The sequence below is a fragment of the Streptomyces bikiniensis genome (genome assembly GCF_000716625.1).
Classification (GTDB): Bacteria; Actinomycetota; Actinomycetes; order Streptomycetales; family Streptomycetaceae; genus Streptomyces; species Streptomyces bikiniensis.
The window spans coordinates 1-22,614 of record NZ_JNXJ01000047.1; the positions used below are offsets into that span (position 1 = coordinate 1).

General features: G+C 71.8%; 16 protein-coding genes and 1 riboswitch. Of the genes, 4 read left to right on the forward strand and 12 right to left on the reverse strand.

Annotation, left to right across the window (positions count from 1 at the left end; all coding sequences use genetic code 11):
• Positions 1-223: 223 nt before the first annotated feature.
• The 4 genes from OO47_RS28105 to OO47_RS28120 form a co-directional block, all read right to left on the reverse strand.
• Positions 224-907, reverse strand: a complete 684-nt coding sequence (locus tag OO47_RS28105; protein ID WP_030220767.1) for a GntR family transcriptional regulator — start codon at positions 905-907, stop codon at positions 224-226.
• A gap of 201 nt (positions 908-1,108) precedes the next feature.
• Positions 1,109-1,879: a M23 family metallopeptidase gene (locus tag OO47_RS28110; protein WP_030220769.1), complete on the reverse strand. Its 771-nt coding sequence runs from the start codon at positions 1,877-1,879 to the stop codon at positions 1,109-1,111.
• Between the two features lie 13 nt (positions 1,880-1,892).
• A riboswitch (cyclic di-AMP (ydaO/yuaA leader) is annotated at positions 1,893-2,055 on the reverse strand.
• A 257-nt stretch (positions 2,056-2,312) separates the two neighbouring features.
• Positions 2,313-3,680 (reverse strand): M16 family metallopeptidase, encoded by a 1,368-nt coding sequence (locus OO47_RS28115; RefSeq protein WP_030220773.1) that lies wholly within the window; start codon positions 3,678-3,680, stop codon positions 2,313-2,315.
• A gap of 26 nt (positions 3,681-3,706) precedes the next feature.
• Positions 3,707-5,053 carry a M16 family metallopeptidase gene (locus tag OO47_RS28120; RefSeq protein WP_078489969.1) on the reverse strand — a complete coding sequence of 449 codons (1,347 nt, stop codon included), beginning with the start codon at positions 5,051-5,053 and terminating at the stop codon, positions 3,707-3,709.
• 181 nt (positions 5,054-5,234) lie between these two features.
• On the opposite strand from OO47_RS28120, the gene OO47_RS28125 reads away from it, so the two are divergent.
• Complete coding sequence (locus OO47_RS28125; RefSeq protein ID WP_030220779.1) at positions 5,235-7,694, forward strand: DNA gyrase/topoisomerase IV subunit A; 2,460 nt, start codon at positions 5,235-5,237, stop codon at positions 7,692-7,694.
• Between the two features lie 29 nt (positions 7,695-7,723).
• Here OO47_RS28125 and OO47_RS28130 read toward each other — a convergent pair whose 3' ends face one another.
• Positions 7,724-8,779, reverse strand: a complete 1,056-nt coding sequence (locus OO47_RS28130; protein WP_030220782.1) for a CobW family GTP-binding protein — start codon at positions 8,777-8,779, stop codon at positions 7,724-7,726.
• 289 nt (positions 8,780-9,068) lie between these two features.
• Here OO47_RS28130 and OO47_RS28135 point away from each other — a divergent pair, with 289 nt between their 5' ends.
• Positions 9,069-10,730 (forward strand): ATP-binding protein, encoded by a 1,662-nt coding sequence (locus OO47_RS28135; protein WP_030220786.1) that lies wholly within the window; start codon positions 9,069-9,071, stop codon positions 10,728-10,730.
• Positions 10,727-11,428, forward strand: coding sequence for a DUF7342 family protein (locus OO47_RS28140; protein ID WP_030220788.1), 702 nt, complete (start codon positions 10,727-10,729; stop codon positions 11,426-11,428). Before OO47_RS28135 ends, OO47_RS28140 begins: the two co-directional genes overlap by 4 nt.
• A gap of 26 nt (positions 11,429-11,454) precedes the next feature.
• On the opposite strand, the gene OO47_RS28145 is transcribed toward OO47_RS28140, so the two are convergent.
• The 3 genes from OO47_RS28145 to OO47_RS28155 form a co-directional block, all read right to left on the reverse strand.
• Entirely contained in the window at positions 11,455-13,047 is a 1,593-nt protein-coding gene (locus tag OO47_RS28145; RefSeq protein ID WP_030220790.1) for a solute symporter family protein, read from the reverse strand.
• Complete coding sequence (locus OO47_RS28150) at positions 13,044-13,529, reverse strand: DUF485 domain-containing protein (RefSeq protein WP_234323324.1); 486 nt, start codon at positions 13,527-13,529, stop codon at positions 13,044-13,046. Before OO47_RS28150 ends, OO47_RS28145 begins: the two co-directional genes overlap by 4 nt.
• Positions 13,530-13,730: 201 nt before the next feature.
• Positions 13,731-15,848: a DNA gyrase/topoisomerase IV subunit B gene (locus OO47_RS28155; protein WP_030220795.1), complete on the reverse strand. Its 2,118-nt coding sequence runs from the start codon at positions 15,846-15,848 to the stop codon at positions 13,731-13,733.
• A gap of 434 nt (positions 15,849-16,282) precedes the next feature.
• On the opposite strand from OO47_RS28155, the gene OO47_RS28160 reads away from it, so the two are divergent.
• Complete coding sequence (locus tag OO47_RS28160) at positions 16,283-16,513, forward strand: DUF7455 domain-containing protein (protein WP_030211728.1); 231 nt, start codon at positions 16,283-16,285, stop codon at positions 16,511-16,513.
• Positions 16,514-16,738: 225 nt separating this feature from the next.
• Here the strand turns inward: OO47_RS28160 and OO47_RS28165 are convergent, their stop codons facing one another.
• From OO47_RS28165 to OO47_RS28180, 4 genes are all read right to left on the reverse strand, one after another.
• The gene (locus OO47_RS28165; RefSeq protein ID WP_030220797.1) at positions 16,739-17,557 is read right to left on the reverse strand and encodes a serine protease; all 819 of its coding nucleotides are present in this window, start codon (positions 17,555-17,557) and stop codon (positions 16,739-16,741) included.
• 172 nt (positions 17,558-17,729) lie between these two features.
• A complete protein-coding gene (locus OO47_RS28170; protein WP_030220799.1) occupies positions 17,730-19,274 on the reverse strand; it encodes an RNA polymerase sigma factor in 1,545 nt (514 codons plus the stop codon).
• Between the two features lie 379 nt (positions 19,275-19,653).
• Positions 19,654-20,541 carry a FadR/GntR family transcriptional regulator gene (locus OO47_RS28175; protein WP_078489971.1) on the reverse strand — a complete coding sequence of 296 codons (888 nt, stop codon included), beginning with the start codon at positions 20,539-20,541 and terminating at the stop codon, positions 19,654-19,656.
• Between the two features lie 160 nt (positions 20,542-20,701).
• A complete protein-coding gene (locus tag OO47_RS28180) occupies positions 20,702-22,501 on the reverse strand; it encodes an ABC transporter ATP-binding protein (protein WP_030220802.1) in 1,800 nt (599 codons plus the stop codon).
• Positions 22,502-22,614: the final 113 nt, after the last annotated feature.

Genomic DNA, 22,614 nt, shown 5'->3' on the forward strand with positions numbered 1-22,614 from the left:
TGGTGGAGACGGTTCTCTTGGTCGAAAACCCATCTACCAGGGGTTTCGTCATGCTGTCAGGTCAACCGGCAAGCTCGCAAAGCAGGTTGAGAAACCCTCCGTGGCCGCCGGAATTCCGGCGGCCACGGCCTTTCGCTTTTCCACCCCGCTCCCCCGCGCCCCCCATTTCCGGGCAGCACGAAAAGCCCCGTGGTATTTCTATTCTTTGTATACGGTGCGCGTGTTAATTCCGGGCACTCGTCGTGTTGACGACGTGTTGCGAAACCCTCACACGTCCCCGCTCCGGCCTCTTGAGCCGGTGCAGCGGCGTCGAGCGCTCCACGTGCAGCGCGGTGAGGGCCCTCGCCCGCTCGGCGTCGCCGCGCGCCACGGCGTCCACGATCGCGCCGTGCTCGGCCCACGTCTCCACCGGCCGTTCGGGCTGCCCCACCGCGTACATCCACGCGATCTTGTGCCGCAGCTGGGTGAGCAGCGCCGTCAGCGGCGGGCTGCCGGAGGCCTGCGCGAGCGTCTCGTGGAACCAGCCGCCGAGCGAGCGCAGGTCCTCGCCCTGGCCGCGCCTGGCCCGCTCCTGCCCCAGTCTGACCAGGCCGCGCAGCACCTTGAGGTGGGCGTCGGTGCGCCGCTGCGCGGCCCGGGCGGCCCCCAGCGGTTCGAGCAGCGCCCGCATGTCGAGCAGGTCGGCCGCCTCCTGCTCGGTGGGCTCGGCGACGTGCGCGCCCGCGTGGCGCCGGGTGAGGACGAAGCCCTCGGACTCCAGGGTGCGCAGCGCCTCGCGGACCGGGACGCGGGAGACCCCGTATCGGCGGGCGAGCTGCTCCTCGGTCAGCCGGCTGCCCCGCTCAAGGACGCCGGAGACGATGTCGTCCCGGATCGCCGTGCATACCGAATGCGCGGGAATGCGCATGTCCGACCTCCGCCTTGGTCCGCGCGAGACAATTCGAGCGGCGCCTGTTCTGCGCCTGATCCGCGACTCTATTGCAGCATGCCGGAATTTCCGATGCCCCATGGAATCCCTGGCCGCCTTTCGGCGGACGAGGGGACGGCGAAAAGCCCCGGCTCAGCACGAGCCGGGGCTTTTGCGACGCGAGTGGGGCGGTGGGGCGGGTCAGACGGTGACGCCGCGGGCGCGGAGGTAGGAGATCGGGTTGATGTCGGAGCCGTAGTCGGCGCCCGTGCGCGCCTCGAAGTGGAGGTGCGGCCCGGTCGAGTTGCCGGTCGAACCCGAGATGCCGATCTGCTGGCCCGGCTCGACGGTCTGGCCGACGTACACCCCGATGGAGGAGAGGTGACCGTACTGGGTGTACGTGCCGTCGTGCATCCGGATGACGATGTTGTTGCCGTACGCGCCGCCCCAGCCGGCCTCGACGACGGTGCCGGAGCCGACGGAGACGACCCGGCTGCCGTAGGCGGCGTGGAAGTCGACGCCGGAGTGGCTGCCGGAGGACCAGAGCGAGCCGCCGGTCCTGTAGCCGGTGGAGACGTACGAGCCGGCGATGGGGAGCTGGAAGGAGTTCAGGCGGCGGCGCTCGGCCTCGCGGGCGGCGCGGGCCCTCTCCTCGCGGATCTCCTTGGCGCGGGCCTCGGCCTTGCGCTTCGCCTCGGCGCGGGCCTTCTGCTCGGCGAGGGCCTCGAAGGCCTCGCGGTCCTGGGCGTCGGCCTGGGCGTTGAGCCGGTCGACGAGGGAGTCCTCGGTGATCACCTTGGTGAGCCCGGTGTCCTCGGGGGAGCGGTTGTCCGTGTCGGCGGCGAGCGCCGGGGAGGCGAGGGTTCCGATGACGCCGGTGGTGGCGAGGGTCGCCGCGCCGGCGATGCCCGCGCCACGGCGCGCCATCCGGCTCGAACCACGATGCTTCCCGGTGGCACGGGTGAACGCCATGAAGACGTTGTTCCTTTCCTTCCTTCTCGCCTACCGGGTTAGCTGACGGGTTCGGAGCAGGAAGGTCTCCTACGGGCCCCTCCGCACGAGGCGAAGGCGTCCGATTCACCCCAGGGACTGCGTGGGTCCCCGGCTCCCCAGGCTCGCGCCTGACGGGGACTCGGCGATGACTGTCCGGTGCCGCGGGCGCGGCGGGTGCAACTGGCGAACAGCCGCACCGACGCTATGCGGAGCCCCAGTCGATCACCAACCGAACATGGTCTTTTGTAAGGCATGCCACAGGGCAGATGATCACGCTTGCTTTCAATCCGGACAATTCGCCGGAGGGTTTCCGCGCGACCCCCGCACGGGACTCGCACGGACGGGCGAAGGGCCCTGACCTTCCGTCACGCCGGGGCCCTCCGTCCGCTCGTCCGTTCGTCCGCCCGTCCTGTCAGCCGGTGACGACGGTCACTTCACCGATGCCGAGCGCCCGCACCGGCTCCGCGATCTGCGCCGCGTCGCCCACCAGGACCGTGACGAGCCGGTCCACCGGGAAGGCGCTGACCACGGCCGCGGTCGCCTCGACGGTGCCGGTCTCGGCCAGGCGCGCGTACAGCTGGGCCTGGAAGTCGTCCGGGAGGTGCTGCTCCACCTGGTCGGCGAGCGTCCCGGCCACGGAGGCGGCCGTCTCGTACTTGAGCGGCGCCACCCCCACCAGGTTCTGCACGGCGGTCTCCCGCTCGGCGTCCGTGAGCCCCTCGGCGGCCAGGGTGCGCAGCACCTTCCACAGGTCGTCCAGGGCGGGGCCCGTGTTGGGGGTGTCGACGGAGCCGCTGATGGCGAGCATCGCCGCGCCGTTCCCCCCGGCGTCCGAGCGGAGCACCTGCCCGAAGGCCCGCACGCCGTACGTGTAGCCCTTCTCCTCGCGCAGGACCCGGTCCAGACGCGAGGTCAGGGTGCCGCCGAGGCAGTACGTGCCGAGGACCTGGGCCGGCCAGACGCGGGCGTGCCGGTCGGGGCCGATCCGACCGATGAGGAGCTGGGTCTGGACGGCGCCGGGGCGGTCCACGATGACGACCCGGCCGGTGTCGTCGGCGGTGATCGGCGGCATCGGCAGCGGCTCGCCCGGCTCACCGGTCCAGGCGCCCAGGGTCTCCGCGAGGACCTTCTCCAGGTCGACGCCGGTCAGGTCGCCGACGACCACGGCGGTGGCCGTGGCGGGCCGCACGTGCGCCTCGAAGAAGGCGCGGACCGCGGCGCCGTCGATCGCCGCGACGGTCTCCTCGGTGCCCTGGCGCGGCCGGGACATCCGGGAGTCGGCCGGGAACAGCTCCTTGGAGAGCTGCTTGGCGGCGCGCCGGGCCGGGTTGGCCGTCTCGTGGGGGATCTCGTCGAGGCGGTTGCGCACCAGGCGCTCGACCTCGGTGTCCAGGAACGCCGGGGCGATCAGGGCCTCGGCGAGCAGCCCGAGCGCCTTGGGCAGCCGGGAGACCGGGACCTCCAGGGAGACCCGTACGCCCGGGTGGTCGGCGTGCGCGTCGAGCGTGGCGCCGCAGCGCTCCAGCTCGGCCGCGAACTCCTCGGCGCTGTGCTTGTCGGTGCCCTCGGAGAGCGCGCGGGCCATGATGGTGGCCACGCCGTCGAGGCCGGCGGGCTCGGCGTCCAGCGGGGCCGGCAGGTAGAGCTCCACGGCGACGACCTGCTGGCCGGGGCGGTGGCTGGTGAGGACGGTCAGACCGTTCTCCAGGGTGCCGCGGTCCGGGGCCGGGAAGGCCCAGGGGCGGGCGGTGCCCGGCGCCGGCTGCGGGTGGAACTCCATGCTCGTCAAAGACGCGGCAGCGTCGGTCACTGGTCCGCTCCCTCTTCCTCGTCGCTGTCGCTCTGTTCGGTGCCCACCGGCTCGTAGACCAGGACCGCGCGGTTGTCCGGGCGCAGCCGGGCCGCGGCGGCCTCCCGGACCTCCTCGGCGGTGATGTCGAGGACGCGGTCGACGGCGGTGAGGGCGAGCTGCGGGTCGCCGAACAGCACGGCGAACCGGCACAGTTCGTCGGCGCGGCCCGCGACGGTGCCGAGCCGGTCCAGCCACTCGCGCTCCAGCTGGGCCTGCGCGCGCTCCATCTCCTCGGGCGTGGGGCCCTCGGCGGCGAACCGGGCGAGCTCCTCGTCCACGGCGGCCTCGATCTCGGGGACCTCGACGCCGCCGGACGTCTTGACGTCCAGCCAGCCGAGCGAGGGCGCCCCGGCGAGCCGCAGCAGGCCGAAGCCGGCGGCGACGGCCGTGCGGTCCCGGCGGACCAGGCGGTTGTGCAGCCGGGAGGACTCCCCGCCGCCCAGGACCGTCAGGGCCAGGTCGGCGGCGTCGCACTCGCGCGTGCCGTCGTGCGGCAGCCGGTAGGCGGCCATCAGGGCGCGCGCCGGGACCTCCTCCTCGACGACCTCGCGCAGCTGCTCGCCGATGACGTCGGGCAGCGAGCCGTCGCGCGGGGCCGGCTTGCCGTCGTGGGACGGGATGGAGCCGAAGTACTTCTCGATCCAGGCGAGGGTCTGCGCCGGGTCGATGTCGCCGACGACGGAGAGCACCGCGTTGTTCGGGGCGTAGTACGTGCGGAAGAACTCCCGCGCGTCCTCCAGGGTGGCCGCGTCCAGGTCGGCCATGGAGCCGATCGGCGTGTGGTGGTAGGGGTGGCCCTCCGGGTAGGCGAGGGCGGTCAGCTTCTCGAAGGCCGTGCCGTACGGCACGTTGTCGTAGCGCTGGCGGCGCTCGTTCTTGACGACGTCCCGCTGGTTCTCCATGGACTCGTCGTCCAGGGCGGCGAGCAGCGAGCCCATGCGGTCGGCCTCCAGCCAGAGCGCGAGCTCCAGCTGGTGCGTGGGCATGGTCTCGAAGTAGTTGGTGCGCTCGAAGCTCGTCGTGCCGTTGAGCGAGCCGCCCGCGCCCTGCACCAGCTCGAAGTGGCCGTTGCCGTGGACCTGCTTCGAGCCCTGGAACATCAGGTGCTCGAAGAGGTGGGCCAGCCCCGTGCGGCCCCGGACCTCGTGGCGCGAGCCGACGTCGTACCAGAGGCAGACCGCGGCGACCGGGGTCAGGTGGTCCTCCGAGAGCACCACGCGCAGGCCGTTCGCCAACCGGTGCTCGGTCGCTGTCAGGCCGCCGGAGCCGGCCTCGGCCGTGGCCGTGTGACCCATGGGCATGTACGTCCCTTCGATCGCGATGTGAAAAAGTCCTGCCACTGTATGCAAGCGCGCCGACACCTGGCGAAGTTCCCGTCCCGCCGAGATGTCCCTCTTCCGGGTCGCGGTCGGCGTTGTCGGTGGCACGGTCCACAATGGTCCGCGTCAGATCAACCTTGTTGGTGAAGGAGCCGCAGCCGCGATGGCCCGCCGCAGCACGAAGACACCGCCGCCGGACGACGCGTACGAGGAGAGGATCCTCGACATCGACGTCGTCGACGAGATGCAGGGCTCCTTCCTCGAGTACGCGTACTCGGTGATCTACTCGCGCGCGCTCCCGGACGCCCGCGACGGCATGAAGCCCGTCCAGCGCCGCATCGTCTACCAGATGAACGAGATGGGGCTGCGCCCCGACCGCGGCTTCGTGAAGTGCGCCCGGGTCGTCGGCGAGGTGATGGGCAAGCTGCACCCGCACGGCGACGCGTCGATCTACGACGCGATGGTCCGCATGGCGCAGCCCTTCTCCATGCGCCTCCCGCTCGTCGACGGCCACGGCAACTTCGGCTCCCTCGGCAACGACGACCCGCCGGCCGCCATGCGGTACACCGAGTCGCGGATGGCCCCGGCCGCGCTGCTCATGACCGAGTCCATCGAAGAGGACACGGTCGACTTCGCGCCGAACTACGACGGCCAGGAGAAGGAGCCGGCGGCGCTGCCCGCCGCCTACCCGAACCTGCTGGTCAACGGCGCGTCCGGCATCGCGGTCGGCATGGCGACCAACATGCCCCCGCACAACCTCGGCGAGGTCGTCGCGGCCGCCCGCCACCTGATCCGGCACCCGAACGCCGACCTCGAGACGCTGATGCGCTTCGTGCCCGGCCCCGACCTGCCGACCGGCGGCCGGATCGTCGGCCTCTCCGGGATCAAGGACGCGTACGCGACGGGGCGCGGCTCCTTCAAGATCCGCGCCACCGCGACCGTGGAGACCGTCACGGCGCGCCGCAAGGGCATCGTCGTGACCGAGCTGCCGTTCACGGTCGGCCCCGAGAAGGTCGTCTCCAAGATCAAGGACCTGGTCGGCTCCAAGAAGCTCCAGGGCATCGCGGACGTCAAGGACCTCACCGACCGCAGCCACGGCCTGCGCCTGGTCATCGAGGTCAAGAACGGCTTCGTGCCCGAGGCGGTCCTGGAGCAGCTCTACAAGCTGACGCCGATGGAGGAGTCCTTCGGCATCAACAACGTGGCGCTCGTCGACGGGCAGCCGCTCACCCTCGGCCTCAAGGAGCTCCTGGAGGTCTACCTGGACCACCGCTTCGAGGTGGTCCGCCGCCGCTCCGAGTTCCGCCGCACCAAGAAGCGCGACCGGCTCCACCTGGTCGAGGGCCTGCTCGTGGCCCTGCTCGACATCGACGAGGTCATCCGCCTCATCCGGGAGAGCGAGAACTCGGCACAGGCCAAGGAGCGCCTGATCGAGCGCTTCTCCCTGAGCGAGATCCAGACGCAGTACATCCTGGACACCCCGCTGCGCCGCCTCACCAGGTTCGACCGGATCGAGCTGGAGGGCGAGCGGGACCGCCTCAACGGCGAGATCGACGAGCTGACCGGGATCCTGGAGTCCGACGCGGAGCTGCGCAAGCTGGTCTCGGCGGAGCTGGCCGCGGTCGCCAAGAAGTTCGGCACGGACCGCCGGACCGTCCTGCTCGAATCGGCCGGCACGCCCGTCGCGGCCACGTCCCTCCAGGTCGCGGACGACCCGTGCCGGGTGCTGCTCTCCTCGACCGGCCTGCTGGCGCGTACGGCGACGGAGGAGCTGCCGCCCACCGACCCGGACGCGAAGCGGGTCAAGCACGACGTGATCGTGTCGGTGGTGGCCGCCACCCAGCGCGGCGACATCGGCGCGGTGACCTCGGCCGGCCGGCTGCTGCGGATCTCGGTGATCGACCTGCCGCAGCTGCCGGACACCGCGTCCGTCCCGAACCTGGCGGGCGGCGCGCCGCTGTCGGAGTTCGTCTCCCTGGAGGCGGACGAGACGGTGGTCTGCCTGACCACCCTCGAAGAGGCCTCGCAGGGGCTCGCCCTCGGCACGCTCCAGGGCGTGGTGAAGCGGGTGGTGCCGGACTATCCGGCGAACAAGGACGAGCTGGAGGTCATCACCCTCAAGGACGGTGACCGGATCGTCGGCGCGACCGAGCTGCGGACGGGCGAGGAGGACCTGGTCTTCATCACCTCCGACGCCCAGCTGCTGCGCTACCCGGCCTCCCAGGTGCGGCCCCAGGGCCGGCCCGCGGGCGGCATGGCGGGCGTCAAGCTGGCCGCGGGCGCCGAGGTCCTCTCGTTCACGGCGGTCGACCCGGCGTCGGACGCGGTGGTCTTCACGGTCGCGGGCTCCACGGGCGCCCTGGACTCCTCCGTCGGCGCGTCGGCGAAGCTGACGCCCTTCGACCAGTACCCGCGCAAGGGGCGTGCGACCGGCGGCGTCCGCTGCCAGCGCTTCCTGAAGGGCGAGGACGTCCTGACCCTGGCCTGGGCGGGCGCCGCCCCGGCCCGCGCAGCCCAGAAGAACGGCACCCCGGTCGAGCTCCCGGAGATCGACCCCCGCCGCGACGGCTCGGGCACCCCGCTGGCGAAGCCGGTGGAGGTGCTGGCGGGTCCGGCCAGCTAGAGCACCGTCAGGAGGAGTCGGAAGAGGCCCTAGAACAGGGTCTCCTCCGGCTCCTCCTCCGTCTGCGGCACGTATCGCAGCAGGCCCCACATGCCGGACTCGTCGGGCACGTCGTGCGGGCCGCTCAGCTCGCAGGCGGCGAGTTCCTTGCGCAGGCCGGCCGCGTCGATGCCGGAGCCGATCAGGACGAGCTGGGTGAGGCGCTCCTCACCGGCGGGCCAGGGCTCCGGGTAGAAGCGCAGGAAGCGTCCGACGGCGTGCACGGTGTAGCGGTTGGCCGGGTCGGCGGCGCCGAGGTCGACGAAGCCCTTGATCCGGTAGAGCCCTTCGGGACGGGAGTCGAGGAACGTCATCAGGCGGCGCGGGTGGAGCGGCGTCGAGGCCGTCAGCGAGACGGTCTCGTAGGACGCGTGCGCGTGGTCGTCGGCGTCGTCGGAGCCGTACAGGACGTCCTCGATGGACATCTGGCCCTCGATCTCGCCGTCCGGCACGACCCGGTCGAAGAGCAGTTCCGGGTCGACGCGGCCGTGGGAGGCCTCGATCACGGCGGCGCGTCCGGCGAGGCCCGCGACCGTCTCCCGTACGCTCCGCAGCTCGTCGGCGGAGACCCGGTCGGCCTTGTTGACGACCACGAGGTCGGCGACGGCCAGGTGCCGGTCGGTCCCGGGGTGGCGGTGGCGGGTGGCCCCGAACTCGGCCGCGTCGACGACCTGGACGAGCCCTCCGTACACGATCCGCTCGTTCTCGCTGGCGAGGACCATGCGGACCAGTTCCTGCGGCTCCGCGAGTCCGCTCGCCTCGATCACGATCACGTCGAGCCGGGACTCGGGCCGGGTCAGGACCTCCAGGTACTCGTCGAGTTCACTGGCGTCCACGGCGCAGCACAGGCAGCCGTTGCCGAGGGAGACGGTGGAACCGACCTGGCCGGCGACGGTCATCGCGTCGATGCCGATGTCGCCGAAGTCGTTGACCATGACCCCGATGCGGGTGCCCCGGGCGCTGCGCAGCAGATGGTTGAGGAGCGTGGTCTTCCCGGCCCCGAGGAACCCGGCCAGGACGACGACGGGGATCTGCTGCGTGGTCAAGGGACGTGCCTCCGGTCGTGCTCGGTCGTGGTGCCCGCGGGGTGCCGCTCGGCCGCTCCGCGGAAAGGCCCAGGATAGGCGGGCCGCGGGCCGGTGACGGGCCCCCGGGGGCGACGCGGGTGCGTACGTACGGGACGGGTTTCGGTCCCTCGGGGCGGGTGCCCCGGGACGGACTGCGGTCTCTTGGGCCCTACCCCCGCTCCGGCACCGCACGCCTTCCCTCCCCCTCCCCCCCTCCCCACCTCCGCTCATTTCCGGTGCCGGGGCGTGGCCCCGTACCTTTTCGGGCATGAACCCCGTACGGACCGGATCCCCGCGCCCCCGCACGCGCCGCCGGCGGTTCGGGTGGCCCCGGCGGGTGTTCTCGCAGGTCCTGCTGATGCAGCTGGCCGTCGCGACCGGGGTGACCGTCCTCGCCACCGGCTTCTTCCTGGCCCCGCTGAGCGCGCAGCTCGACGACCAGGCCATGCGGCGGGCCCTGGCCATCGCCGGGACCACCGCGTCGCCCCGACTCGCCGCCGACCTCACCGCCGGGCCGCCGTCCGCGCGGGGCCCGGTGCAGACGGAGGCCGAGCGGGTACGGGCCTCCACGGGCGCCGAGTACGTCGTCGTCATGGACGTGCGCGGGGTGCGCTGGTCGCATCCCGACCCCGTACAGATCGGCAGGGTCGTCTCCACCGACCCGAGCGAGGCCCTGGCCGGGCGGGAGGTCATGGAGATCGACAGCGGCACCCTCGGCCGGTCGGCGCGCGGCAAGGTGCCGCTGCGCGACGCGGACGGGCGGACCGTCGGCGCGGTCTCCGTCGGCATCGAGTACGACAGCGTCCGCGACCGGCTCCTCGGCGCGATCCCCGGTCTCCTCGCCTACGCGGGCGGCGCGCTCGCGGCCGGGGCCCTGGCCGCGTACCTGATCTCCCGGCGGCTCCAGCGGCAGACCCACGACCTGGCCTTCTCGGACATCTCCGCGCTCCTCGCCGAACGCGAGGCCATGCTGCACGGCATCCGGGAGGGCGTGGTGGCCCTGGACCGCAACGGTTCCGTACGGCTCGTGAACGACGAGGCGCAGCGGCTCCTCGGCCTCGGTCCCGAGGCGGCGGGGCGGCCGCTCGACGAGGTCCTCGGCCGGGGCCGTACCGCCGACGTCCTGGCGGGCCGGGTCACCGGCGAGGACCTGGTCACGGTCCGGGGGCACCGGGTGCTGATCGCGAACCGGATGCCCACGGACGACGGCGGCGCGGTGGCGACCCTCCGCGACCGCACGGAGCTGGAGCACCTCGGCCGCGAGCTGGACGCCACGCGGGGTCTCATCGACGCCCTGCGCGCCCAGGACCACGAGCACGCCAACCGGATGCACACCCTCCTCGGCCTCCTGGAGCTGGAGATGCACGAGGAGGCGGTGGAGTTCGTCACCGAGGTGGTCGGGGTACACCGGGCCACCGCCGAGCAGGTCACCGAGAAGGTCCACGACCCGCTCCTGGCCGCGCTGCTCGTCGGCAAGGCCACCGTCGCCGCCGAGCGCGGCGTCTCGCTGCGGATCGCGCCGGACTCGCTGCTTCCGGACCGGCTGGTCGACCCGCGCGAACTGGTCACCGTCGTCGGCAACCTGGTCGACAACGCCCTGGACGCGGCCGCCGGCACCCCGGACGCCCGGGTCGGCGTCTCCTTCCGCTGCGAGGACCGTACGGTCGTGCTGCGGGTCTCGGACAGCGGCCCGGGGGTGCCGGAGGAGCGGCGCGAGCTGATCTTCACCGAGGGCTGGACGACGAAGGCCCTTCCGTCCCACGGGAAGCGGGGGCTCGGGCTCGCCCTGGTGCGCCGGCTCGCCGGGCGCCGGGGCGGTGCCGCGACCGTGGCCGAGGGGCCCGGCGGCGGGGCCGAGTTCACCGTCGTGCTCCCCGACGCCCTGAGCTACGCCCCGGTCGTCCCGGAACCCGCCGAGGAGGCGCGATGACCGACGTCCTCATCGACGTGCTCGTGGTGGACGACGACGTGCGGGTGGCGCGGATCAACGCCGCCTACGTCGCCAAGGTGCCCGGCTTCCGGGTCGTCGCCACCGCCCATTCGACCGCCGGGGCGCTCGCCGTCCTGGACGAGCGGCCGGTGGACCTGGTCCTCCTGGACCACTACCTGCCGGACGAGAACGGCCTCGCGGCGGTACGGAAGCTCCGCGCGCGCGGCCACCAGTGCGACGTGATCATGGTGACGGCGGCCCGGGACGTGGCCACCGTGCAGGCGGCGATGCGGCACGGCGCCCTCCAGTACCTGGTGAAGCCGTTCAACTTCGCCGGTCTGCGCGGGAAGCTGGAGGCGTACGCGGCGCTCCGCCGCACCCTGGCGGGCGGCGGTGAGGCCGAGCAGGCGGAGGTGGACCGGATCTTCGGGGTCCTGGCGGCGGGCTCCGTCGCCCCCGACCTGCCGAAGGGGCACTCCCCCACCACGGCCGAGCTGGTCCGGCAGGTGCTGCTCGCCGCCGGCGGGCCGCTGTCCGCGCAGGAGATCGCCGAGCGGTCCGGCGTCAGCCGCCAGACCGCGCAGCGCTACCTCAAGCTCCTGGAGCGGACCGGCCGGGTACGCCTGTCGCTCCGGTACGGCGAGACGGGACGCCCCGAACACCGGTACGCCTGGGCGAGCTCACCGCCCACCGGCTGACACGGGCCGGGAGGGTTCCGTACGGATCAGACCGCTCCCGCGCCGGTCAGCGCCCGCACCTCGGTCTCCGCGTGCCGCGCCTCGTCGGGCGGCTCGGTCGAGGTGACCGTGCCGACCCATCCGGCGAGGAAGCCGAGCGGGACGGAGACCAGGCCCGGGTTCTGCAGCGGGAAGAGGTGGAAGTCGACGCCGGGGAACAGCGACTCGGGGCTGCCGGAGACGACCGGCGAGACCAGGACGAGCAGGACGGCGGGGACCAGCCCGCCGTACACCGCCCAGACCGCGCCCCTGGTCGTGAACCTGCGCCAGAACAGCGAGTAGAGCAGCACCGGCAGGTTGGCGGAGGCCGCGACGGCGAAGGCCAGGCCGACGAGGAAGGCCACGTTCAGGTCGCTGGCGAGCAGTCCGAGGCCGATGGCGGCGGCGCCGATCACCACCGCGGCGACCCGGGCCACGGCCACCTCGCTGTACTGCTTCGCGTGCTTGCGGCGCAGCGAGGCGTACAGGTCGTGGGCGACGGAGGCCGAGGAGGCGAGGGTGATCCCCGCGACGACCGCGAGGATGGTCGCGAAGGCGACGGCGGCGACGACCGCGAAGAGCACCGTGCCGCCGGTGGAGCCCGCGCCGCCCCCGAGGTCGAGCGCGAGCAGCGGTACGGCGGTGTTCCCGGCCGCGTTGGACGCCCGGACCTCGTCGGGACCGATCAGGGCGGCGGCGCCGAAGCCGAGCACGATCGTCATCAGGTAGAAGCTGCCGATGAGCCCGATGGACCAGACGACGGAGCGGCGGGCGGCACGGGCGGTCGGCACGGTGTAGAAGCGCGACAGGATGTGCGGCAGGCCGGCGGTGCCCAGGACCAGGGCGAGGCCGAGGCTGATGAAGTCGAGGCGGGCCGTCCAGTCCCCGCCGTAGCGGAGCCCTGGGGCGAGGAAGTCCGTTCCGTGGCCGCTGCGTTCGGCCGCGGTCGAGAGCAGGCTGTTCACGTCGCCGTGGAAGCGGAACAGGACGAGGAAGGTGAGCGCGACCGTGCCCGCCATGAGCAGGACCGCCTTGACGATCTGGATCCAGGTGGTGGCCCGCATGCCGCCGAGCGACACGTAGATCACCATCAGCGCGCCCACCCCGATCACCGTCCAGGAGCGGGCCGCCTCACTGGTGCCGCCGAGGAGCAGGGCGACCAGGCTTCCGGCGCCGACCATCTGCGCCACCAGGTAGAGCACGGAGACGGCCACCGAGGACGTTCCGGCGGCGATCCGCACGGGCCGCTCGGCCATGCGCGCGGCGACGACGTCGGCCAGGGTGAACCGCCCGCAGTTGCGGACCAGTTCGGCGACGAGGAGGAGGACGACGAGCCAGGCGACGAGGAAGCCGACGGAGTACAGCATGCCGTCGTAGCCGTAGAGGGCGATCAGCCCGGAGATGCCGAGGAAGGAGGCCGCCGACATGTAGTCGCCGGCGATGGCGAAGCCGTTCTCCATGGGCGAGAAGAGGCGCCCTCCGGCGTAGAACTCCTCCGCCGAACCGCGCCGGCTGCGGCTCACCCAGGTGGTGATGCCCAGGGTCACGGCGACGAAGACGCTGAACAGCACGAGCGCCAGGGTCTGGTGGTCTCCGGTCATCGCCGCACCACCCCTCGGGTCATCTCCTGGGTGTCCCAGCGCAGTTCGAGGGCCGCCCGGTCCCTGCGCAGCCTCGCGTGGCGCGCGTACGCCCAGGTGAGCAGGAAGGTGGTGAGGAACTGGCCGAGGCCCGCGACCATCGCCACGTTCACCGCTCCGGCGACCGGCCGGGCCATGAGCTCCGGCGCGGCGGTCGCCGCCACGACGTAGGCGAGGTACCAGGCCAGGAAGGCGAAGGTGGCGGGGAAGACGAACCGGCGGTAGCGGCGGCGCACTTCCTGGAAGGCGGGGCTCCGCTGGACCTCCAGATAGATCTCCGCCGCGCTGGGGACCCGCTGTCGCGGCACCGCGCCCGGGTGACCGCCTCCGGTCGCCCCGCTCTCCGCCCGCCCGTCCCGGCCGGGGGCCGGCGCGTCGTCCCAGGGGTCGTCGACCGGCACCGCCGAAGCGCCGCGCCCCTCCTGCTTGTCCACCTGCTCCACCGGGTCCAACTCTCCTTGTCAGCGAACCGTTCCGGCCGCGTGCACAAGGATGGACAGAGCAGGAACTTCCCGGACTCTTCTCCTCCCCCACTTCACCTCATCAGGTGACTCTTTTCCCAGGTGGCCTGACAAAACCGTGCTGATATGCGTACCGCACGGCCCGTGGGCGGAGCACTCGGCCCCACCCACGGACGGGGTCCCTCAGGCGTCGATGCGCGAGCGGTCGAGGGTGGCCGCGGAGCTGGTGATGAACTCCTTGCGGGGGGCGACGTCATTGCCCATGAGGAGGTCGAAGACCTGCTCCGAGGCCTCCAGGTCGCCGATGTTGATCCGGCGCAGGGTGCGGTGGCGCGGGTCCATCGTGGTCTCCGCGAGCTGGTCGGCGTCCATCTCGCCCAGGCCCTTGTAGCGCTGGATGGAGTCCTTGTAGCGGACGCCCTTGCGCTGGAACTCCAGCAGGGTCTGACGCAGCTCGCTGTCCGAGTACGTGTAGACGTACTTGTCCTGGCCCCGCTTCGGCTGCACGAGCTCGATGCGGTGCAGCGGGGGGACGGCCGCGAAGACGCGCCCGGCCTCGACCATGGGCCGCATGTACCGCTGGAAGAGCGTGAGGAGCAGCGTGCGGATGTGGGACCCGTCGACGTCGGCGTCGGTCATCATGATGACCTTGCCGTAGCGGGCCGCGTCGATGTCGAAGGTGCGGCCCGAGCCCGCTCCTATGACCTGGATGATCGCGCCGCACTCGGCGTTCTTGAGCATGTCCGCGACGGACGACTTCTGGACGTTGAGGATCTTGCCGCGGATCGGCAGCAGGGCCTGGAACTCGCTGTTGCGGGCGAGCTTGGCCGTGCCGAGGGCCGAGTCGCCCTCGACGATGAAGAGCTCGCTGCGCTCCACGTCGTCGCTGCGGCAGTCGGCCAGCTTGGCCGGCAGGGAGGAGGACTCCAACGCGGTCTTCCTGCGCTGCGCCTCCTTGTGCTGGCGGGCCGCGATCCGGGTCCGGGCCGCGGCGACGGCCTTCTCCAGGACGGCGCGGGCCTGCGCCTTGGCATCCCGCTTGGTGGAGGTGAGGAAGGCCTTGAGCTCCTTGGCCACCACGTTCGCCACGATCCGGCGGGCGGCGGAGGTGCCGAGGACCTCCTTGGTCTGGCCCTCGAACTGCGGCTCCGCGAGGCGCACGGTCACGACGGCCGTGAGCCCCTCCAGGGCGTCGTCCTTGACGATGTCGTCCTCGGCGACGCGCAGCATCTTGGCCGAGCGCAGCACCTCGTTCACCGTCCTGGTGACGGCCTGCTCGAAGCCGGAGACGTGGGTGCCGCCCTTGGGGGTGGCGATGATGTTGACGAAGGACTTGATCGTGCTGTCGTAGCCGGTGCCCCAGCGCAGGGCGACGTCGACGGCGAGCTCGCGGGTGACCTCGGTCGGGGTCATGTGGCCGCGCTCGTCGAGGACCGGGACGGTCTCCTTGAAGGTGCCCTGTCCGGTGAGGCGCTGGATGTCGCAGACGGCCCTGTCCTGCGCGAGGTACTCGCAGAACTCGCTGATGCCCCCGTCGAAGCGGAAGGTCTCCTCGCTCTTGCCGACGCCGGCCAGGTCCCGCTCGTCGCGGACGACGATGGTGAGGCCGGGGACGAGGAAGGCGGTCTGCCGGGCGCGCTGGTGGAGCGTCTCCAGGGAGAGCTTGGCGTCCTTGAGGAAGATCTGGCGGTCGGCCCAGTAGCGGACACGGGTGCCGGTGCGGGTCTTGGGGATCCGCTTGCCCTTGCGGAGGCCGTTGGCCGGGTCGAAGGGGCTGTCGGGGCCCTGCTCCGTGAAGACGCCGGGGACGCCGCGGCGGAAGCTGATCGAGTGGGTCGCGCTGTTCCGGTCGACCTCGACGTCGAGGCGGGCCGACAGGGCGTTGACCACGGAGGCGCCGACGCCGTGCAGACCGCCGGACGCCGCGTACGAGCCGCCGCCGAACTTTCCGCCGGCGTGCAGCTTGGTCATGACGACCTCGACGCCCGAGAGGCCGGTCTTCGGCTCGACGTCGACGGGGATGCCCCGGCCGTTGTCCCGGACCTCGACGGAGCCGTCCTCGTGGAGGACGACCTCGATGTGGTCGCAGTAGCCGCCGAGGGCCTCGTCGACGGAGTTGTCGATGATCTCCCAGATGCAGTGCATCAGGCCGCGGCTGTCGGTGGACCCGATGTACATGCCGGGGCGCTTGCGGACCGCTTCGAGCCCTTCCAGTACGAGCAGGTGCCGCGCGGTGTAGTTGGAACCGTCACGGTCTGCGGTCAGCAGCGCACTGGACGGCACGGACGTCTCGGCGGTCACGCGGTTCGCTCCTCGCTGAATTTGAAATCTGGCCCGATGGGTAAGGCCCGGCGTCGGTCACCGGCTTCAGAGGGTACCGATGCCTGGTAGAGCCGTTGTCACGCCACCCTCCCCGGTTCCTCATGCTAGTCCAGCTTCGCATGTACGTTCGATCCCTCGATCGGGTGACGTGAACATCACGTTCCCTTCCAGGCATGAACCATTTAGGCTCCGGGCACGTCCTCATGAACAACCGGCAACCACGCCGGGAGGGCCTGACCGAGACAAGCAACGCGAAATCCGTAGAGCGACGCAATACGGCTCATTCGCCGCCAACCGGCAGCAGACAGCCACCTTGGAAGAAGTTTCAAGGAAAAGGCACGAGCGGGAACGTTTTCGGCCTGGTTGGATGTTGACCCTGGTACGACAGCTCGTCGAGCTAGAGAAGAGGCGACGTGACTACTGTTCTGACCCCCGCGAGCCCCCTGACGGCCGCTGACCGCTGCGACCGCTGCGGCGCCCAGGCTTACCTGCGTGTCGTCCTGACCAGCGGAGGTGACTTGCTCTTCTGCGCCCACCACGGACGTAAGTTCGAGCCGGAACTCAAGAAGATCGCCGTTGAGATACAGGATGAGACGGACCGGCTCACGGACGTGCCGGCCCGCACGGTGGGCGACGAGCACTGACGCCCCGCATCCACGACGAGCCCAGGGCCGGTCGCTGACCGGACGGCGGGCGGTCACCCCCCTACTGCGGGGAGTGACCGCCCGTTCTCGTATCCGGACCCTTTCGGAAGAGGCTTCCGGAGCCCGGCTCACGGGCACTTCCGTAGCCCCTTCCGGAGGCCGGCTCACGGGCGCTTCCGCGGCCCCTTCCGGAACCCGACCCGAGGGGGTCTTCCCGAGCACGCCTCAGAAGCGCTCCGGCAGCACCGCCGAGACGCGCGTGTAGACGCCGGGGTTCTCGGCCTCCCCGCAGCCACTGCCCCAGGACACCAGGCCGACGAGGAGCCCCTCGGCCACCAGCGGACCTCCGCTGTCCCCCTGGCACGCGTCCCTGCCGCCCCGTGGATCGCCCGCGCACACCATCGTGTCGCCCCGGTACCGGACGCCGGAACCACCCGGATACGCCCGCTCGCACGCCGTGTCCGGCAGCACCTGGACGCGCGCCGTCCGCAGCGAGGAGGCGTAACTCCCCCTGCCGGTCGTGTCGCCCCAGCCGTAGACGTCCGCCGCCGTGCCCGGCGTGTACGCGGTGTCCCCCGCGCGGGCGACGCCGATCACGTACGACTCGGGCAGTGGACTCACCAGTGTCAGGACCGCCAGATCGCCCGAGTTGGTCGTCGGGTCGTAGTCGGGGTTGATCCACGTGTCGGAGACCCGGACCTCCTGGCCGCCCTGGCCGCGCAGCGAGGCACGGCCGGCGACGACCGCGAAGTCGCGCACCTCCCAGGGCTCGCCTCCGAGCACCTCCCGGCCCAGGCAGTGGGCCGCCGTGAGCACCTTGGTGGGGGCGACGACCACGCCTCCGCAGAACTGTCCCGCGCGCGTACCCCCGAACCGGTCACGACTGGACAGCGCCACGACCCACGGCGCGTCCGCGATCCCGACCTGGCGGCCGCCCACCACGACGCTGTCGGCGGCCACGGGGGCGGCGAGGGCTAGGTGTCCCGCCGCCGCGGTGATCAGTCCCAGAGCACCCGTCAATGCTCGGGTGAGGGAACCACGCATGGAGCCTCCTGACTCTCCGGTGATGTCGGTTCACCCAGAGTCCAGCAACCGAAGCCGTGCCGCACACCCGAAGGGCCCGGCTCCCCCTTTCGGGGAACCGGGCCCTTCGGTGTACCGCCGTGTGCCTCATACGGATCTTCGGATCCGGACCGGGGCGGGTGTGCCGACCGCGTCAGTCCAGGTAGTCGCGGAGCACCTGCGAGCGCGACGGGTGACGGAGCTTCGACATCGTCTTCGACTCGATCTGGCGGATCCGCTCGCGCGTCACGCCGTAGACCTTGCCGATCTCGTCCAGCGTCTTCGGCTGGCCGTCGGTGAGGCCGAAGCGCATCGAGACGACGCCCGCCTCGCGCTCGGAGAGGGTGTCGAGGACGGAGTGCAGCTGCTCCTGGAGGAGCGTGAAGCTCACCGCGTCGGCCGGGACGACCGCCTCGGAGTCCTCGATGAGGTCGCCGAACTCGCTGTCGCCGTCCTCACCCAGCGGGGTGTGGAGGGAGATCGGCTCACGACCGTACTTCTGGACCTCGATGACCTTCTCCGGGGTCATGTCGAGCTCCTTGGCCAGCTCCTCCGGGGTGGGCTCGCGACCCAGGTCCTGGAGCATCTGGCGCTGCACGCGCGCGAGCTTGTTGATGACCTCGACCATGTGCACCGGGATACGGATGGTGCGGGCCTGGTCGGCCATGGCGCGGGTGATCGCCTGACGGATCCACCAGGTGGCGTACGTGGAGAACTTGTAGCCCTTGGTGTAGTCGAACTTCTCAACGGCACGGATCAGGCCCAGGTTGCCCTCCTGGATCAGGTCCAGGAAGAGCATGCCGCGGCCGGTGTAACGCTTGGCCAGGGAGACCACCAGACGGAGGTTGGCCTCCAGGAGGTGGTTCTTGGCCCGGCGGCCGTCCTCGGCGATGATCTCCAGCTCGCGCTTGAGCTTCGGCGCGAGCTTGTCCGAGTTGGCGAGCTTGTCCTCGGCGAACAGACCGGCCTCGATGCGCTTGGCGAGCTCGACCTCCTGCTCGGCGTTGAGCAGCGGGACCTTGCCGATCTGCTTGAGGTAGTCCTTGACCGGGTCGGCGGTGGCGCCGGCGACCGCGACCTGCTGCGCCGGAGCGTCGTCCTCGTCCTCGTCGGACAGCACGAAGCCCTTGGTCTCGCCCTCGGTCTCCTCGTCCTCGCCCTTGCCGGGAGCGACGTCCTCGAGGAGCTCCTCGCCCTCGATGAGCTCCTCGGCGTCCTTCTTGGACGTGGTCTTCTTGGCCGCCATCTTCTTGGCGACGGTCTTCTTGGCCGCCGTCTTCTTGGTGGCGGTCTTCTTCGCGGCCGCCTTCTTGGCGGTCGAGCCGGCCTCGTCGGCCGGGTCGGCGCCTTCGGCGGCGGGGGCCGCGGCCGGGACGGCGGACTTCGTCACGGTCGCCCTGGCGGTGACGGTCTTGGTGGCGGTGCGCTTGGCCGGGCTCTTCGCTGCGACGCTCTTGCGGGCGCGCTTCGGCGACTCCGCTGCACTGACCATCAGCGTCACACCCTCTTCCTCGAGGATCTGATTGAGGCTGCGCAGAACATTCTTCCACTGGGTTGGCGGAATCTGGTCAGCCTCGAAGGCCCGACGCACGTCATCGCCGGCGATCTGCCCATCAGCCTTTCCCCGCTCGATGAGCGCCATCACAGACTCGGACTCGGCGATCTCCGGCGGGAGCGTACGGGATGTGCTGGCCGACACGAACAACCTCTCGGAACGATGGAAACGGCTTCCGGCCCCGCCCTGGATCGGGCTGGAGCCGACGACCGTCGACGGGGGATGTGCCGACGGCGCGGGCTGGACCGGGGAACTGCACAGCGCCTCCGTCGGCTGCTGTATTCCTTCCTCGGCTGTCACCTCTTAGGTCATCGCACGGCTCGGAGGAGTGTTACGCCCAATCTTCGTGGCCCGAGTCACACCTCATTTGCGACGAAACACCCAGGCCGGTCGATCGGCACACTTTTGTACCGTCGGAACCCGGACGCCGCCCCGGGACGGCCCTGCCGGACTCCCCTGGCAGCGCCCGGCTCCGGCGACACGCGGTGCGTGTGCCCGCTCGCTCCCGGCCACGGTCCGCGGGTCAGTGTTCGCGGGGAGCCGGAACGACACGTTCCACCTCGGGGTGGACCGTGAGGAGCTGCCGCATGGCCGCCTCGGCGCCCTGCGCGTCACCGGTGGCGAGCGCGTCCACGATCCGGGCGTGGTGGGCGAGGCAGGCCTCGCTCGGCCGGTCGCAGCCGGTGACGGGGCCGCCGGAGACCTGGAGCGCGGCGGCGACGATGCCGGAGAGGTGCTCCAGCATGCGGTTCCCGGCGAGCTGGATGAGGAGGGAGTGGAACTCGGTGTCGGCCCGGGAGAAGGTGACGGCGTCACCCTGGGCGAACGCGTGGCCCATGATCTCGACCATGTCGGAGAGGCGCTGCTGCACGTCCTCACGGCCGTGCCCGGCGGCGAGGCGGGCGGCCAGGGGCTCGATCGTCCAGCGCAGCTCGTTCAGCTCACGGCGCTGGTCCTCCCGCTGCGGGCCGAAGGCGCGCCACTCGATGATGTCGGGGTCGAGGAGGTTCCAGTCGCTGACGGGCCTGACCCGGGTGCCGACGTTGGGCCGGGCACTGACGAGCCCCTTGGCCTCGAGGACGCGGAGCGACTCGCGCACGACGGTGCGCGACACCTCGAACCGCTGGCCGATCTCCTCGGGGACGAGCGGACGGTCGGCGCCGAGGTCACCGGAGACGATCATCTGGCCGAGCTGCTGGACGAGCTGCCCGTGCAGCCCGCGCCCCCGGTTGCCGGCGCTCCTGCGGCCGACGCGGCCCAGATCAGTGTCCACCCCCTCCCAGGAGGGGGGACCCACCCGGCCTGCGGCGGGGGCCTCCGCATAGGGGTAGCGGTCGAGATCGCCCGGGGTGCCGAGGCCGGAGTCGACGGAGCGGGCGGCGGTCATCATGGTGTGCGCAAGGGTACTCACGCATCCTTTGTCGGCGCCGCCTCCACGGCCCTTGAGGTCTTTGGTGAAAAGCACACGAAAGGGTGATCGGCGCCCCTTACACAATTGACGATTAATCGGGCATAAGCCTTATAATTCACGCCAGTTGGCAGCGTCTCGGAACCTTTCGGTCCGCACGTGGTCACCAACGGGCCCTGCGGCGAAGGCCGGTGAACACATAAGCGCAGAACAGTCCCGTCAACGTCAGGGAGAGCGCCACTCCCGCGGGCTGCCCGAGCACGCGCAGCCCCCCGGCCAGCCAGCGGTCCACGGCCGGGGACCAGTGCGGACCCGCGAACTCGCGCAACCGCGCCGGGAGACCGGCGGCCGACCGCACCGAAGGCCCCGTCAGCACCGTCTGCAGCAGCGGAACGAAGGCGACCGGTACGGCGAGGACGGCCGCCACCCCGGCCGCGGCGGCCCGGAATACCCCGGCGCCGAGCACCCCGGCCCAGGCGCAGCCGACGAGCAGCCCCAGCCAATTCGCGCAGAGGATCGGCCATTTCCTCGGTACGGGGGTCAACTCGGCCCCGTAGAAGAGCCGCAGGGCCCCCAGGTCGGCCGCCGCGACGAGTGCTCCGAGCGCGAGGGCGACGACCGCCGCCACGGCGAGCTTCGCGAGCAGCAGACCCGGTCTGCGGGGCACGGCTCCGCGCCCCGTGGTGAGGGCGGGGTAGCGGTACTCCTCCGCGAAGGAGAAGGCGCCGAGCAGCCCGGCCCCCAGGGCGGCGGGCGGCAGCGGGGAGATCGCGGGCCAGCCGGCGAGGACGGCGGGCAGCGCGGCGCGGCCGCCCCGCCCGAGGAGCAGGGCGAGCACCACGGAGACGAGGAGGACGCCCGCCACGACGAGCGGCGTGGAGGGCACCCCCAGGAGCCGGTGGACCTCGTAACGGAGCGGGCGCAGGGGTGAGCGCATCGGTCGCCGGCGGACGGTCGGACGCTTCTCCGGTACGTGGTGGAGGGCGGGGGGCGGGACGACGTCCCGCGACGCGGGCGCGGTGGCCCGCGGTTCGGCGGCGGGCTCCTGGGAGGCACCGCCCTCCTCTGTGCCCCGCCCGCTCTTCGCGGTGGGGGCGGCACCCGTTTCTTCGGCGAGGCGGTGGACCGGTACGCCGTGCCGGAAGGCCGTGTCGCCGACGGACGCGCAGTCGCTGCCGTAGACGGAGAGCCGGCTGCCGTCCTCCGCGACCACCTCCACCGACCGCCGGGCGGCCCTCGCCTCCTGGGTGACGGCCGCGGCCAGGCGCGCGGCGTGCGGGGTGCGGACGGTGACCCGGGGGCGCAGCCGGGTCCGCGCGAACTCGGCGGCCTCTTGGTCGGCGACGAGTCTGCCGCCGTCCAGGGTGACGACCCGATCGGCGTTGCGGGCGGCGTCCTTGGGGTCCGCCGTGGTGTAGAGCACCGTGCCGCCCTCGGAGGCGTGGGCGCGCAGGAACCCGTACAGCCACGCGTTCTCGGACGCGGAGAGGCCGGCACCCGGCTCGTCGAGCAGCAGCGTATGGGGGGAGCCCAACAGGGCGCAGGCGAGGCCGAGTCGACGGTCCGCGCCGATCGGCAGGGTGCCGATCGGCCGGCGTTCCAGCCCGGCGAGGCCCACGCTCCGCAGCAGCTCCTCGGCCCGTGAGACGGGAGTTCCCGTGGCGGCGCAGAGCATCCGGAGCTGGCTGCGGAGCGTGCGGGAGGGGTGGCCGGGGACGTCACCGAGGAGCACGCCGACCTCACGGAAAGGGTGGGCGATGCGGTGCAGCGGCCGACCGCGGAAGTAGGTGGTCCCGCGTCCCGGCTCGAGTTCGAGCATGAGCCGGAGGGCGGTGGTCTTGCCGGATCCCGCGGGGCCGAGGAGGGCGGTCACGGCGCCCGACCGGGCCTCGAAGGTCAGATCGTCCACGGCGGGTGGGCGATCGCTGCGGGGAGTGCTGGTCAGTCCGATTGCCTGGAGCATCGCTTCTCTCGCGGTAGGTGACACCGCTCCGCGGCAGGGCGGCGCTATCGCAGCAAGATAACGCTACATTTCGGACTTTTCGCGCAGGGTTGGCGCCCTGGGTCGCCGGGTCC

Coding starts and splice junctions, on each gene's coding strand:
- OO47_RS28125 (WP_030220779.1), top strand. CDS start 5,235: ATGGCCCGCCGCAGCACGAAGACACCGCCGCCGGACGACGCGTACGAG.
- OO47_RS28120 (WP_078489969.1), bottom strand. CDS start 5,053: ATGCCCATGGGTCACACGGCCACGGCCGAGGCCGGCTCCGGCGGCCTG.
- OO47_RS28140 (WP_030220788.1), top strand. CDS start 10,727: ATGACCGACGTCCTCATCGACGTGCTCGTGGTGGACGACGACGTGCGG.
- OO47_RS28135 (WP_030220786.1), top strand. CDS start 9,069: ATGAACCCCGTACGGACCGGATCCCCGCGCCCCCGCACGCGCCGCCGG.
- OO47_RS28115 (WP_030220773.1), bottom strand. CDS start 3,680: ATGGAGTTCCACCCGCAGCCGGCGCCGGGCACCGCCCGCCCCTGGGCC.
- OO47_RS28165 (WP_030220797.1), bottom strand. CDS start 17,557: ATGCGTGGTTCCCTCACCCGAGCATTGACGGGTGCTCTGGGACTGATC.
- OO47_RS28110 (WP_030220769.1), bottom strand. CDS start 1,879: ATGGCGTTCACCCGTGCCACCGGGAAGCATCGTGGTTCGAGCCGGATG.
- OO47_RS28180 (WP_030220802.1), bottom strand. CDS start 22,501: ATGCTCCAGGCAATCGGACTGACCAGCACTCCCCGCAGCGATCGCCCA.
- OO47_RS28145 (WP_030220790.1), bottom strand. CDS start 13,047: ATGACCGGAGACCACCAGACCCTGGCGCTCGTGCTGTTCAGCGTCTTC.
- OO47_RS28105 (WP_030220767.1), bottom strand. CDS start 907: ATGCGCATTCCCGCGCATTCGGTATGCACGGCGATCCGGGACGACATC.